Source organism: Pontixanthobacter sp., assembly GCF_049682855.1.
GTDB lineage: Bacteria > Pseudomonadota > Alphaproteobacteria > Sphingomonadales > Sphingomonadaceae > Pontixanthobacter.
Genome location: NZ_JBAUIK010000018.1, coordinates 42,060 through 56,211 on the forward strand (window position 1 = coordinate 42,060; position 14,152 = coordinate 56,211).

The 14,152-nt window shown below is 57.4% G+C and carries 11 protein-coding genes; 9 read left to right on the top strand and 2 right to left on the bottom strand.

The features are described 5' to 3' along the window. Positions 1-92: 92 nt before the first annotated feature. The 4 genes from WA922_RS11775 to WA922_RS11790 are packed head-to-tail and all read left to right on the top strand — an operon-like array spanning position 93 to position 4,541. On the top strand, positions 93-2,012 hold the full coding sequence (locus WA922_RS11775) for a TonB-dependent receptor plug domain-containing protein (RefSeq protein WP_424771902.1): 1,920 nt from the start codon (positions 93-95) through the stop codon (positions 2,010-2,012). Further along, a complete protein-coding gene (locus WA922_RS11780; protein ID WP_424771903.1) occupies positions 2,009-2,821 on the top strand; it encodes an ABC transporter substrate-binding protein in 813 nt (270 codons plus the stop codon). The genes WA922_RS11775 and WA922_RS11780 overlap by 4 nt, the downstream gene beginning before the upstream one ends. Next, positions 2,818-3,783 (top strand): FecCD family ABC transporter permease, encoded by a 966-nt coding sequence (locus WA922_RS11785; RefSeq protein ID WP_424771904.1) that lies wholly within the window; start codon positions 2,818-2,820, stop codon positions 3,781-3,783. Before WA922_RS11780 ends, WA922_RS11785 begins: the two co-directional genes overlap by 4 nt. Continuing rightward, positions 3,780-4,541 carry an ABC transporter ATP-binding protein gene (locus tag WA922_RS11790; protein ID WP_424771905.1) on the top strand — a complete coding sequence of 254 codons (762 nt, stop codon included), beginning with the start codon at positions 3,780-3,782 and terminating at the stop codon, positions 4,539-4,541. Before WA922_RS11785 ends, WA922_RS11790 begins: the two co-directional genes overlap by 4 nt. A 339-nt stretch (positions 4,542-4,880) precedes the next feature. On the opposite strand, the gene WA922_RS11795 is transcribed toward WA922_RS11790, so the two are convergent. Further along, positions 4,881-7,079: a M3 family metallopeptidase gene (locus tag WA922_RS11795; protein WP_424771906.1), complete on the bottom strand. Its 2,199-nt coding sequence runs from the start codon at positions 7,077-7,079 to the stop codon at positions 4,881-4,883. 149 nt (positions 7,080-7,228) lie between these two features. Here WA922_RS11795 and WA922_RS11800 point away from each other — a divergent pair, with 149 nt between their 5' ends. Then, positions 7,229-7,555: a hypothetical protein gene (locus WA922_RS11800; protein ID WP_424771907.1), complete on the top strand. Its 327-nt coding sequence runs from the start codon at positions 7,229-7,231 to the stop codon at positions 7,553-7,555. Positions 7,556-7,611: 56 nt separating this feature from the next. Here WA922_RS11800 and WA922_RS11805 read toward each other — a convergent pair whose 3' ends face one another. Further along, a complete protein-coding gene (locus tag WA922_RS11805; RefSeq protein WP_424771908.1) occupies positions 7,612-8,814 on the bottom strand; it encodes a diguanylate cyclase in 1,203 nt (400 codons plus the stop codon). Positions 8,815-9,048: 234 nt separating this feature from the next. Between WA922_RS11805 and uvrA the strand changes: the two genes are divergently transcribed. The 4 genes from uvrA (at position 9,049) to WA922_RS11825 (ending at position 14,128) form a co-directional block, all read left to right on the top strand. Beyond that, positions 9,049-11,949 carry an excinuclease ABC subunit UvrA gene (uvrA, locus tag WA922_RS11810; RefSeq protein ID WP_424771909.1) on the top strand — a complete coding sequence of 967 codons (2,901 nt, stop codon included), beginning with the start codon at positions 9,049-9,051 and terminating at the stop codon, positions 11,947-11,949. A gap of 758 nt (positions 11,950-12,707) precedes the next feature. Next, a complete protein-coding gene (locus WA922_RS11815) occupies positions 12,708-13,115 on the top strand; it encodes a hypothetical protein (protein WP_424771910.1) in 408 nt (135 codons plus the stop codon). 1 nt (position 13,116) lies between these two features. Next, a complete protein-coding gene (locus tag WA922_RS11820; RefSeq protein ID WP_424771911.1) occupies positions 13,117-13,617 on the top strand; it encodes a helix-turn-helix domain-containing protein in 501 nt (166 codons plus the stop codon). Further along, complete coding sequence (locus WA922_RS11825; RefSeq protein ID WP_424771912.1) at positions 13,610-14,128, top strand: hypothetical protein; 519 nt, start codon at positions 13,610-13,612, stop codon at positions 14,126-14,128. The genes WA922_RS11820 and WA922_RS11825 overlap by 8 nt, the downstream gene beginning before the upstream one ends. Positions 14,129-14,152 lie beyond the last annotated feature (24 nt).

Genomic DNA, 14,152 nt, shown 5'->3' on the forward strand with positions numbered 1-14,152 from the left:
AAAAACATGCGCCTGCCCCGTCATGAGCGATAGTGCTTATGATCGGAGTTTTTATGTGTAAATACCTGCTATTACTTGGTTGTTCTGCCGCTATGTCTGCTGCCCCCGCCGCTGCGCAGCAGGTGGGGGAACCGCGCAGCGCCATAATTTATGATGACGATGGTAATGCCGTCAGCAGCGTCTATGGCTTCGCGCGTACCGATGAAGCCCAAATCACGGTAACAGCCACCGGAACCCGCTCCGAAGTTGAAGATACTGGCCAAGCTGTCAGCATTATCACGCGCGATGAAATTGAGGATGTCCAGGGGGCTGACATCACCCGCGTTTTGGAACGTGCACCGGGCGTGGCCTTCAGCCGCAATGGCGGGCTTGGCGCAGTCACCAGCGTGCGTGTCCGCGGCGCGGAGGCGGAGCAATTGCTGGTTCTGGTCGATGGTGTCAGGGTGGCCGATCCGGCCTCCCCATCGGGCGGGTTCGATTTCGGCAATCTGCAAACCGGAAACATCGCCAAAATTGATTTGCTGCGCGGGTCAAATTCCACCATTTGGGGCAGCGATGCGGTCGCCGGGGTTCTGGCCGTCACCACCCGCGCGGAAACCGGCCTGTCCGCCAGCGCCGAATATGGCGCGCGCGATACCTTTTACGGCACCACCGCAGGCGGCATCGAGACCGATCTGCTCTATGCCGGTCTGTCGGGCAGCTATTTGACCACGGACGGTTTTTCGTCAGCTGCCAATGGCGCAGAGGCTGATGGGTTTGAGCAATGGGATATTTCGGGTCGTTCCAGCCTTTATCTCAATGACCGGATCACGCTGTTCGCCCGCGGGCGCTATGCCGAAGGTGAGCTGGAAATTGACGGCTTTCCCCCGCCAGCATTTGCCTTCGCTGATACGGATGAGTTTTCCAAAACACAGCAATATTCACTGGCGGCGGGCGCATTGTATGATAGCGGCCCGCTGTTCCTGAACGCCGCATACTCTGTCGCTGATACCGAACGGCAGAATTTCAATCCCGAATTCGGCAGTGATCCTGGCTTCACCAGCGATGGCCATTCTGACCGGGCCGAACTGCGGGGCGAGTGGCGGCCGATTGGCCCCCTGATCGTGAATTTCGGTGGCGAGAGCGAATGGACCAGTTTCGAAACGGGCTTCACTGCGCGTCAGGAAACCCGCATCAGCGGCGTTTATGCACAGCTCGGCATCGAATTCGGCCGCCTGTCGGGCCATATTGGTGCGCGGCATGATGACCACGCCGATTTTGGCGGCGCAACCAGTTTTGGCGCGGATATCAGTTACGAAGTGGCTGATGATATCCGTATCAAGGCGAGCGTGGGGGAGGGGTTCAAAGCGCCCAGCCTGTTCCAGCTATTCTCCGATTTCGGCAATGCCGCGCTAACGCCCGAACAAAGCACCAGCTTTGATCTGGGCATTGCGTGGAATAACCGGAATGATGCGTTTTATGCGGGCGCAACCGCATTCAAGCGCAAGGGCGAGAACCAGATCGAGTTTATTTCCTGCTTTGGGGTAACCAGCGCAATCTGTACTGACCCGGACAATCCGCGCCCGTTTGGAACATATGACAATGTCGGCAACGTCCGTGCGCAGGGCGTGGAACTGGAAGCGGGTGCCAACCCTTCAGAAACATTCAGCGTGCGCGCCGCCTATGCCTATGTCGTTACGGAAAACCGTTCGGCGGGTGCAGCGAATGAGGGTAACGACCTGGCGCGCCGCCCCAACCATGCGCTGACATTCTCCGCCGATTGGGCAACGCCGCTTTATGGCTTGACGCTTGGCGGCGATATCCGGCTGGTGAGCGATAGTTTTGACAATGCCGCAAACACGGCAAAGCTGGAGGGCTATCACCTGTTTACTTTGCGCGCATCCTTGCCCGTCACGGCCGATTTTGAACTGTTTGGCCGGATCGAGAATGTGACGGACGAGGCGTATCAAACCGCAGCCGGCTTTGGCTCGGCGGGCCGGGGCGCGTTTGTTGGGGCGCGGACCAGCTTTTGATCCGCCTATTGCCCGTTCTTGCCAGCCTGGCTCTGGTTGCTTGCGGGCAGGCGGAGCCAGCGCGCGAGAGCACAACAGCCCCCACCATCGTCAGTCTCAATCCCTGCACCGATGCCATTCTGGCGGAGGTTGCAGGGCCTGAGCAACTGCTGGCACTGTCCCATTACAGCCACGCGCCGCAGTCAACGTCGATGAATGTGGCCAAAGCGCAGCAATATGGCGTGACCGGCGGGACAGTGGAAGAAATTCTGGCGCTGCAGCCTGATATTGTCGTGGCCAGCAGTTTCATGCCGCCCGCAGCGCGGGCCGCGCTGGATGATCTGGGCATCCCGGTGGTCACATTCGGGATTGCCGCCACGATCAGCGACAGCCATCAGCAGATACGCGATCTGGCCAGGCTGGCCGGTGCGGAGGATCGCGGCGAAAGGCTCATCGCCAGAATTGACCGTGCGCTGGATTCCGCGCTGTACGATGGCGACCCGCTCAGCGCAGTGGTATGGCAGCCATCGGGCATTGTCCCAGGCGACAATGCGCTGGTGAGCGCGATGATGCGGCACAGCGGCCTTACCAGTCACAGCGCCGCGATTGGGATGGAACAGGCGGATTATCTGTCACTGGAAGCGATGCTGGCCAATCCGCCAGACATATTGCTGATTGCCGGGCAGGAACGGTCGCAACACCATCCGGCACTGGCGAAGCTTGGCGGGACCCACCGCGCTATATTGGATAGCGGCCTGCTATATTGCGGCGGCCCGACGATTATCCGTCTGCTACACCGGCTGGCGGACGTTCGGGATGCGGCGCTATGAAACGGGTCAATCTTGTCGTGCTCGCGCTGCTCGCGCTGGCTGTGCCTCTCTCGCTCTTGGCGGGCCGCGTCTGGCTGGATTTCGGCGCGACACCCAATGCGATGGTAATTCTGGCCGAGTTGCGCTTACCGCGCGCAATACTCGCCATAATTGTCGGGGCAGGGCTGGGCGCGGCCGGGGCGGCGATGCAGGGATATTTGCGCAATCCGCTGGCTGATCCGGGATTGTTCGGGATCGCACCGGGCGCAGCCTTGGGCGCGGTGGCAAGTTTCTGGTTCGGCTATTCCGCCAGCGCGTGGCTGTTGCCCGCTTTCGCGCTGACAGGTGCGGCGGGGGCGATGGCTTTGCTTGCGCTCATCGCGGGGCATACTGGCGGTATCGCCCTGTTTACGCTGGCGGGAATGATGATCGCGAGCGTTGCAGGCGCGTTGATGAGTCTCGCGATCAGCTTCGCGCCCAATGCCTTTTCCATGAGCGAGATTGTCACTTGGCTGATGGGCGCGCTGACCGACCGTAGCTGGCGCGAAGTATATCTGGCGGCGCCGCTGACGCTGGCGGGCATCATGTGTTTCTGGCTGGCGCGGCGCGATCTCGATGCGCTCATCCTTGGCGATGCCGCCGCGCGGTCAATGGGTATGCGGCCCGGCGTGCTGCAGGTCTGGCTGATCGCAGGCGTCGGCCTGACAGTGGGCAGCGGCGTTGCGGTGGCGGGCATTATTGGCTTTGTCGGCCTGATCGTGCCGCATCTGACACGTCCCTTTACCGATCGCCGCCCGTCCAGTCTGATCGTGCCGAGCGCGCTTGCGGGGGCTTTGCTCGTGCTGGTCGCCGATAGCGCGGTGCGCATCCTGCCCACTGTCACAGAGCTGCGCCTTGGCATTGCGCTCAGTCTGATCGGTGCGCCGTTCTTCCTGTGGTTGCTGCTACGGATGCGGCGCGGTTATTCAGGAGGATTGCTGTGAGCCTGTCTGTCCAACACGCCACTGTCAAAGGCAGGATTGCTGATGTCTCGGCGACTTTTCAGCCGGGGCACATCACCGCGATATGCGGCCCCAATGGCGCGGGTAAATCGACGCTGTTATCTGTGCTCACCGGTCTGCTCGCGCCCGGTACAGGCCGCGTGACGCTGGGCGGGGCTCCGCTGCTTTCTTTGCCACCTGTAGAGCGGGCCAAGCGCATCGGATATCTGCCCCAAAACGGCGAAGCGGCATGGGATGTGTCCGCCGGCAATCTGGTCGCACTGGGCCGGATGCCGCACCGCGATGCCGCCGCCGCTCCGGTAGAGGCCGCGCTGGAGGCGCTGGATCTGGGTGCGCTTAAAAACCGGCCGATGTCGCAGCTATCGGGCGGCGAGAAAGCGCGCGCATTATTGGCCCGCGTGCTGGCGGGGGAGCCGGACTGGATATTGGCCGATGAGCCGCTGGCCGCGCTCGATCTGGCGCATCAACTGGCACTGATCGGCCATCTGCGGCGTGAGGCCAATGCCGGAACCGGTGTCGTCATCGTGCTGCATGATCTGGCGATGGCAATGAACCACGCCGACCGCGTGCTGGTGCTGAATGATGGCGAGTTGGTGGCGGAAGGCGGGCCGATGGAGGCGCTTTCGAGTGCCAACGTAAACACGGTCTGGGGCGTTACAACGCAGTGGATTGGCACACAGGGCGCAATGGCACTGGTGAGTGGTTCAGGATCTAATCATGCACGCACTCCAGGGCGATGAGCAACATACCGGTATCGGTCTACGCCGCGGGGTGCAGGGGGCGGGGTGCAGGGGGCGGGGTGCAGGGCGCGGGGTGCAGGGCGCGGGGTGCAGGGCGCGAGGTTCAGCACACGTCTCATCGCATCGAACCGGTTGCGATTGACCGGTGTCAGCGTGATGGTTTGATATCGCTGTGGCCGGCGCTGGGGGACATGGCAGCTGGCAGGATATTATTCGATCCTGACGCATAGGCGATTTCGTTTTATCCGGCGACCCCTTGACGACAGCGTAGCGGGCGGCAGGGTTTCACAAAAAACCCCGCCACCCGGTTGAGCGGCGGGGGTTTTTCCCTCGATGGTGCTACCGTTCCTCGTCGCCGGTCAGGCCGCGTGCTTCGAGCATTGGTGTCACATCGGGCGCGCGTCCGGCGAAATTGTCGAACATTTCGAAATAATCCATCGTGCCGCCGCGGCTGAGCACGGTGGCGCGGTAGTGATCGCCATTTTCGCGGGTCAGGCCGCCATTATCGATAAACCATTTGCGGCTGTCTCGGTCCAGCATCTCGGTCCACAGATAGGAGTAATAGCCCGAGCTGTAGCCAGCGGGGCTGGAGAAGATGTGATTGAAGTAAGTGCTGCGGTAACGCGGCGGCACCAGACCGATTTCAAGGCCCAATTCTTCCAGCGATTTCCGTTCAAATGCGTCCACCGCTTCGGCCGTGTTGATCGCCGCGGCTTCCTCTGGCGACAAGGCGTGCCATTTCATATCGAGCAGAGCCGCCTCAACCACTTCGCCAAAATCATAGCCCTGGTTGAACTTCGCAGCATCCTCGATCTTTTGGATCAGCGCGTCGGGAATGGTTTCGCCGGTTTCGTGATGCTTGGCATAGTTTTGCAGAACAGAGGGGTAGGTCGCCCACATCTCATTGACCTGGCTTGGATATTCGACAAAGTCGCGGGCAGTCGCGGTGCCTGAAACCGATGCATAGTTCTGGTCCGCGAAAAAGCCGTGCAGCGCGTGGCCAAATTCGTGGAACAGCGTGTTCACATTGTCAAAGCTGACCAGTTGCGGTTCACCCTCAGCCGCCTTGGGGATATTCAAGACGTTATAGATCACTGGCTTGGTATCTTTGAGGTAGGTTTGCGGCACGAAGTTGCTCATCCATGCGCCGCCGCGTTTGGACGGGCGCTGGAACGGATCGAAATAGAACACGCCCATCTCGCTGCCATCGGCCTCAAACACGGTGTAGGTCGTCACATCAGGATGATAGACGGGCAGATCGCTGCGCTGTTCAAAAGTAATCCCGTAAAGCTGCGTCGCGGCGTAGAAAATGCCGTTTTCCAGCACCGATGTCAGTTCAAAATATTGCTTCACTTCCTCTTCATCAAGGTCGTAACGCTCTTTGCGGACCTGCTCTGCATAGCGGTACCAATCCCACGGTTTGACATCAAAATCACCGCCGGTCTTTTTGATTTGCGCGTTCAGAACACCGGCCTCTCGGCGCTGTGTTTCGGCGAGCGGGCCGACCATTTGCTCCATAAAGTCGAGCGCGGTCTTGGGCTCTTTCGCCATGCGGTCATACATGGTGTAGGTCGCCCAGTCAGGATTGCCGAACAATGCGGCTTTCTGCGCACGGAGGCTGGCAATTTCGGCGAGGATCAGGCGGGTGTCGTTCTCGCCCCCCTGATCGGCGCGGTTGACGCTGTTGGTAAACAGTTTCTCACGGACAGCGCGGTTTTCCAGATTGGGCAGAAGCGGCTGCTGCGTCGTGTTTTGCAGCGGAATAACGAATTTGCCCGCCATTCCGCGCTCTGCTGCGGCTTTGGCAGCGGCCTCGATATCGGTATTGGACAGACCGGCCAGTTCCGCCCGGCTATCGACCACTAACGCGCCAGCCACGGTCGCGTCGCGGACCATCTTGCCAAAGGCGGTGGTTTTTTCCGACAGGGCGGTGTTGATTGTTTTGACCTGTTCCTTCTGGTCTTCGGTCAACTGCGCACCGGCGTGCACCATATCGGCATAGGTCCGCTCCAGCAGTGTGGTATCCTCGACATTCAGATCCAGACTATCGCGCGCATCGTACACGGCTTTCACGCGGGCAAACAGAACCGGATCCAGCGTAATCGCATCGCTATGTGCGGTGAGTTCGGGCGAGATTTCCTCTTCAATTGCATCCAGCCGGTCGGTGGTGTTCGACCCGGTCAGCGCGAAAAACACATTTGCCACACGGTTCAGCATCGCGCCCGAGATTTCGAGCGCCACGATCGTATTATCGAAATTGGCTTGCGCTGGATTGTTTTTGATCGCGTCTATTTCGGCGTTGTGAATGTCCATCCCTTGACGGAAAGCGGGTAGATAATCGGCCTCGGTAATCTTGCTGAAATCGGGCGCTTGGAACGGCAGAGTGCTGTCGGTTGCGAAATAGCCGCTGCCTGCGGGGATCGCGCTGAACAGGGCGGTCGTTTCCTCGCTCAACTGGCGCGGCGGACCATCCACTTTGGTACAGCCCGCAACAAGGGCAAGCGCCATCGCGCTGGCGGCAAGAAATTTCAGTTTCATGATATTCAGTCTCCGGTCCGTTCCGTTCCAACCGCAGTCCCCCGACCGCGTTGCTGGTACATTGTCGCTGAATGCGCTTGAACCGGAGATTGATAGTCTTGGCAAGAGGCGTTTGTCGAACAGGACCACAGATCATATGCCGGTATGGTTTGCGGTATCGGATAAATTCGCAATATGGTGCAGAAGCCGCGCTGATACCTCCCCCGCTCAACATTCTGGCTGAACCCGAAGTGACAAGTGGGTTTGACAGAACTATTTATGGCTCGAAGTTAATCCCGGGCGGTGAACCAAGGCGGGACTGGAATTATGGCGGGCAAGCCAAGCTTGACGTCACGCATCTATTATCTCTGCCCGAGAGTTTTGAGATGACAGTCGGAGTGTCTCCGTCATGGCAGGATCCCAATGATCCATTAGAGAGGGAGAAGGAAACGAAAGCCTTCATGTCGCTGGATGTGATACTCCATCAATGGAAATGACAGGAAATATGCAGATGACGGCCCAGCACCGAATAGCGCGCGCAGCAGGTGGACGGCTAAGCCGCCTCCGCGATAACCTTGTCGCGCCCGCTATCTTTTGCGCGGTATAGCGCCTTGTCAGCGGCGGCCAAGGCTTCCTCTATTGTTTCATCGGGGCTTAGCGCCGCCAGGCCGATGGAGGCGGATACGCGCAGACCGTCTATCCGCTGGCCATCTACGCGCAGCTGATCGGAGATTTTGGCCACGCGTTCGCGCAAAGCCTCTGCAGTGGATAGCGCGGTTGCGCGGTCCAGCCCGTTGAGCAGGATAGCAAATTCCTCGCCGCCCAATCGCACCGATACATGCGGCCCGCCGGGCAGGTCCGTGATCAGTTTTGTCAGCACTCCGGCAGATGTTTCAAGCACCTGATCGCCAACCGCATGGCCGAACCGGTCATTGATCCGTTTGAAATAATCAAGATCAAGCGCAAGCAGAAATGCGGTTTGGGTCCGCGTCTGCTTGGCGATCTTTTCAAAGAATGCGCGGCGGTTGAGCAATCCGGTCAGCGGATCACGTTCTGCCAGTTCTTTGGAACGCGACAGGGCCCGCTTCAATTCATAGCTCAGCCGGCGGTTTTCAACCAACGTCTCTGCTGATCTGCGATGTTCCTTACCCGATCCCAGTGCATAGGAAACGATCCCGCAACCCGCGAAGACGACAAAGCCAGTTACCCCCCAGTTGAAACTGGCACTCGCTATCGTGACCAGGCCGATCACGGTGGTCATGAACACGGCGTAATATACAAACAGCAATCGGGGAAGCGGACCGAATAATGCGCATCCGAGGCTGACACCGATTATTGCAACGGTCAGAATAATCAGTGCCAGCGGATGCCAGATTGCGCCGACGGCGAGGGGTAGCAGCAGCAGGGCCCAGAAAAACCCGCTGACAACGGCGCTGAATTTCGCGAATGCCAGCTCCTCTTCATAGGGTTCATAATTGACCAGTTTACCGCGCAGCTTGCGCCATGAATGGCGGACAAAAAGGATTGAGAAAAGCCGCCAAGCTATCGGTACTGCAAATATCTCTCCGCCGGGCATACCCAGCGCCGCCGCGACACAGGCGGACCAGCCGATAAGGTTGGCAATATGCGTGCGTTTTTCCAGCTCTGCGACCGCGCGGACAATCTCCAGCTGAACCTCCGTTGCCCACTCGGCGTGGCGCTCGGTCGGCACATCTGCGTTCGGTCTGGACCATTTCGAGAGAAAAGATTGCAGCAAATAAAACTCCTGGAGGCTTCTGTGTAACCGGCAAATCTTAAGCAATTACCGCAAGCCGGTATGAATTAGGTCAGAATTGAACCTTTTTTGAAATGAGCCGGATCATTCCGTCTGACCATTGATTGTTTATGCGTCGGGGATGCTTTGACGGATCACTTGACTCAGCTGAACATTGCAGGAACACGCGCACCCTATGGCTCTTACACACCTCTCTGCCCAATCGAGGCGCGCCGCATGTTGACCAAAATCAAGGTTCGCGGCGCGCGTGAGAACAACCTCAAGGGGATTGATATCGATCTGCCGCGCGATGCGCTGATCGTGATCACTGGCCTGTCGGGCAGCGGCAAATCATCGTTGGCGTTCGACACGATCTACGCCGAGGGGCAGCGGCGCTATGTCGAGAGCCTTTCTGCCTATGCGCGGCAGTTTCTCGAAATGATGCAGAAGCCCGATGTCGAGCATATTGACGGGCTATCCCCGGCGATTTCGATCGAGCAGAAAACCACCAGCCGCAACCCGCGCTCCACTGTCGCCACAGTAACCGAAATATACGATTATATGCGGCTGCTATGGGCGCGGGTGGGGGTACCCTATTCGCCGGCAACCGGTTTGCCGATCGAGGCGCAAACCGTTTCCAATATGGTCGACCGGGTAATGGAATTGCCCGAAGGGACACGGCTGTATTTGCTCGCCCCGGTGGTGCGCGGGCGCAAGGGTGAATATCGCAAGGAACTGGCTGAGTGGCAGAAGGCGGGTTTTACCCGGGTGCGGGTCGACGGCGAATTCTATGCGATTGAGGATGCGCCCGCGCTCGACAAGAAATTCAAGCATGATATCGAAGTTGTGGTGGACCGGCTGGCGATCAAGCCGGATCTGGAAACCCGGCTGGCCGATAGTTTTGAAACCGCGCTGAAACTGGCTGACGGTTTGGCCTATGTCGATCTGGCAGACGGCGTTGTTCCCGGGCGTGAGCAAGAGGAAGCCTCGGGCGGGCAGATGAAAGGCGCAGGATTGCCCGCGAACCGGATCGTCTTTTCGGAACAGTTTTCCTGTCCGGTGTCCGGCTTCACGATTGAAGACATTGAACCGCGCCTGTTCTCCTTCAATTCGCCCCAGGGGGCCTGTTCGACCTGTGACGGGCTGGGCGAAAAACAATTGTTCGATCCGCAATTGGTCGTGCCGAATGAAGAACTGAGTTTGAAAAAGGGCGCGGTGGTGCCGTGGGCCAAATCCAACCCGCCATCGCCCTATTACATGCAGGTGCTTGGCAGTCTGGCCAAAGCCTATGCGTTCAGCCTTGATACGCCGTGGAGCCAGCTGGAGCCGGACCAGCGGATGATCATTCTGCATGGCACCGGCGGTATGGCGGTTCCGCTGACGTTCAAGGACGGGCGTAAGACGTATACTGTGAACAAGGCATTTGAAGGGGTGATCGGCAATCTCAACCGCCGTCTGCGCCAGACCGAAAGCGCGTGGATGCAGGAAGAGCTCGCCAAGTTCCAAACCGCACAACCGTGCGAGACATGCGGCGGTGCGCGGCTGAATGAAAAGGCGTTGGCGGTGAAGGTTGCCGGCACGCATATCAGCGACCCCACGCGGATGTCCGTTTCGGATGCAAAAGAATGGTTCCTCGCGCTGGATGGTCAGCTGAACGAACAGCAAAGCCAGATTGCCAAGGCGATCCTGAAGGAGATTAACGAGCGGCTCGGTTTTCTCGATAATGTCGGTCTCGATTATCTCAATCTTGACCGGACGAGCGGCACTCTGTCGGGCGGGGAAAGCCAGCGGATCCGGCTCGCCAGCCAGATCGGCAGCGGGCTGTCGGGCGTGCTCTACGTGCTGGACGAGCCCAGCATCGGTCTGCATCAGCGCGACAATGACCGGCTCCTTGAAACATTGAAACGTTTGCGCGATCTGGGCAATACGGTGATTGTGGTCGAGCATGACGAGGATGCGATCCGTCAGGCAGACCATGTCGTCGATATCGGCCCCGGCGCGGGTGTGCGCGGCGGTGAAGTCGTCGCGCAGGGCACGCTGAAACAGGTTCTCAAATCAAAGAAATCGCTCACTGCCGATTATCTGACCGGCCGCCGGAAAATTGAAGTCCCCGCCAAACGCCGCAAGGGCAATGGCAGGACACTGACCGTTCACGGCGCGCGGGCGAACAATCTGCAAAATGTCACCGCCGCCATCCCGCTGGGCACCTTTACCTGTATCACCGGCGTATCGGGCAGCGGCAAATCGAGCTTCACTATCGACACGCTCTATGCCGCCGCAGCGCGCACGCTCAACGGGGCACGGGTGATTGCGGGCGCGCATGATAGAGTCACTGGCCTGGAATATTGCGACAAGGTGATCGAGATTGACCAGTCACCCATCGGCCGCACCCCGCGCAGCAACCCCGCCACCTATACCGGCGCTTTCACCAATATCCGTGACTGGTTTGCCGGCCTGCCCGAAAGCGGCGCGCGCGGGTATAAGCCGGGCCGGTTCAGCTTCAATGTGAAGGGCGGCCGGTGCGAGAAATGTACCGGCGACGGGCTGATCAAGATCGAAATGCACTTCCTCCCCGATGTCTATGTCACCTGCGAGGAATGCGGCGGGAAGCGGTATAACCGCGAGACGCTGGAAGTGAAATTCAAGGGCCTCTCCATCGCCGATGTGCTCGATATGACGATCGAGGATGCGGAGGCGTTTTTCAAGGCCGTCCCCCCCATCCGCGATAAAATGCACATGCTGAACGAGGTTGGGCTTGGCTATGTCAAAGTCGGCCAGCAGGCGACTACGCTGTCGGGCGGGGAGGCGCAGCGGGTGAAACTGGCCAAGGAACTCAGTAAACGCAGCACCGGCCAGACGCTGTATATTCTGGACGAGCCGACCACCGGGCTTCATTTTGAGGATGTACGCAAATTGCTGGAGGTTCTCCACCGGCTGGTCGATCAGGGCAATTCGGTAGTCGTGATCGAGCACAATCTCGATGTGATCAAAACCGCTGACTGGATCGTCGATATGGGCCCCGAAGGCGGCGTGCGCGGCGGGCAGGTTGTGGCCGAAGGCACTCCGGAACACGTCGCCGCAACGGCGGGCAGTTTCACCGGCGGCTATCTGAAGGATATGTTGGCAAAGGCCAAGTAGGCCGCCGAATAAGCTTGGTCATTGCGAACCGCGAAGCGGCGCGGCAATCCAGAGCGTCAGCGCGCTGGGCTCTGGATTACTTCGCTTCGCTCGCAATGACGAGAAAGGACGGCGGCGTGCGCGGCGGGTATTTGGCGGGGATGCCGGCGAAGTACTCCTCCCCAAAGCGGGGAGGGGGACCATCCGCAGGATGGTGGAGGGGCACCCTGACCATAATCCGTCCCTGTCTTAAGTGAAGAGCACCACTATTTCTCCCCTACCGCTTGCGGGAGGGACACCACTATCTCTCCCCGCCCTGGAGGGAGGGGCACCACTATTTCTCCCCTCCCTGGAGGGAGGGGCGCCACTTTTCTCCCCTCCCTTGAGGGAGGGGTTGGGGGTGGGTGTACCACGCCAATAATCCGCACCACCTCCCCCCGATGGGAATAGTCCGGGGCGGTACAATAAAGTGTGTTTCACGCAGAGGCGCAGAGAATAAGGAGGGGCGCGGAGGGGTTGGAAAAGGGATAGCGCACCGCCACTTTTTCGTCACCCCGGACTCGATCCGGGGTCCAGCTTTGAAGTCGCACAGCGCCAGCGTCTCAAACAAAAAACTTACTCTTGGAATGGCGGCGTTCTTATTTTTCGTCGCGCGGCTTTGGTACGTCCGACAACAATCTGGATAAATCGCGCTATAGTCGTGTGATTTCGCTTTGATTGCGTTTTTTCATCACTATCTGCTTGCACAGTGTTAAGGTTTATCTTAACAATATAGGCATATGAACGACTCGGATGACTTTTCAGATATCGACTGTGAACTCGTCCATGATGGGCGAGTTGGTCGTGTTTTGATGTCTAGGAAGGTCGTTGATGAATTTGTAGCACTAGAGTCCAGAAAGCAGGCGCAGTTGATATCGCGTGCAAAGCTATGGGCGGATGGTGTGCCACCAACGAAAGAGCAATTTAACGGTAATGAAGGCCGTTGTGGGGGCGAAAATGATCGAATGCTGGTTGCATTCAAGGCAAGGAAAATACGTCTTTATGGTTTTGTTCGTCACTACAAGAATATGAAAACTTTAATCATAATTGATATCGATATCGCAAAAAAACAAGACAAGGCAAATTCTCGAATTCTCACGAGAGCCAAAGTCGAAGCGGTGTCCTTTGACCAGAAATGTGGTGAATAATATGAGTAATATCTTTAACAAAATCGTCCAAACTGATGAGTTTAGAGAAGAGTATTTTGTAGCTGAGGCTCAAGCTAGGCTGGCGAACATCCTCGAAGAAAAGGGAGTGACTCGTGCCGAGCTTGCGAGGAAACTTGACATTTCGCGGGCGCGGGTAACTCAAATCTTTTCGGATGACGCGACCAATCTGACTCTTAGATTGCTGGCGAGGAGTTATTTGGCCTTGGGAGAGGAGCCAATCGTGATGACCAAAAGGGAATATGAACGGCTCCAAAGACGGGCTAGACATTCCCAATCTGAACAGCGGAAAAGAGTTGGTCATACGGACGAAAACCAAGAAGTGTTGACCGCTTCGTTGATTGCAGAATTGATGAGGTCAACTTCAGGCGGTCATACAGGCGAGTCTGAGAAGACGTCTCGTGGTAATGAAAATGCTCGCAACTGGTTAGAAGAGGGTTCAAATGTGATTTCGGTTCCATTTGGGAGGACGGCAAATGGCTAGATCAAAGGTAACTTCTATAGATAATACAGTTCCAAACCTGGAAGCTAACCAAGAAATTGATCCAGATATTTATAATGGTATTGCGAAGTGCGCTCAATTATTGGCTGTCCAATTGATTGAATCAAGTTTTAATATTACTCCTTCTTTTTTCGAAGAAATAGAAGAGGCTAATTTCAATATCGATGTAACCGATGTAAATGATTCGTTTGATGAGAAAAGCCGTATTGCATCCTGTATGTTTCAATTTGAAAACTATCGAAAACGAGGAAGAAAAAAAGTTTTCTCTTTGAAAGACAAGTTTGTGATTTTCTACCGCATACCTGCTGAATGTGATGAGTTTCACGCTATCGCGTTTGCTCGCAGGACGGGTTTGATGGCCGCCTATCCCTATTTTAGGGCGCATGTCGCTCAAACAGCATCAATGGCAAATGCCGAAGTGCCCATCTTGCCTACTGTTGCATCAATGCCGATTAAGAAACAAAGGCGAAATAATGTTAAAGGAGAGGCGTAATGCAAAACTTATGAGGGCATTCCG

Coding starts and splice junctions, on each gene's coding strand:
- WA922_RS11775 (WP_424771902.1), top strand. CDS start 93: ATGTCTGCTGCCCCCGCCGCTGCGCAGCAGGTGGGGGAACCGCGCAGC.
- WA922_RS11785 (WP_424771904.1), top strand. CDS start 2,818: ATGAAACGGGTCAATCTTGTCGTGCTCGCGCTGCTCGCGCTGGCTGTG.
- WA922_RS11795 (WP_424771906.1), bottom strand. CDS start 7,079: ATGAAACTGAAATTTCTTGCCGCCAGCGCGATGGCGCTTGCCCTTGTT.
- uvrA (WP_424771909.1), top strand. CDS start 9,049: ATGTTGACCAAAATCAAGGTTCGCGGCGCGCGTGAGAACAACCTCAAG.
- WA922_RS11815 (WP_424771910.1), top strand. CDS start 12,708: ATGAACGACTCGGATGACTTTTCAGATATCGACTGTGAACTCGTCCAT.
- WA922_RS11820 (WP_424771911.1), top strand. CDS start 13,117: ATGAGTAATATCTTTAACAAAATCGTCCAAACTGATGAGTTTAGAGAA.
- WA922_RS11825 (WP_424771912.1), top strand. CDS start 13,610: ATGGCTAGATCAAAGGTAACTTCTATAGATAATACAGTTCCAAACCTG.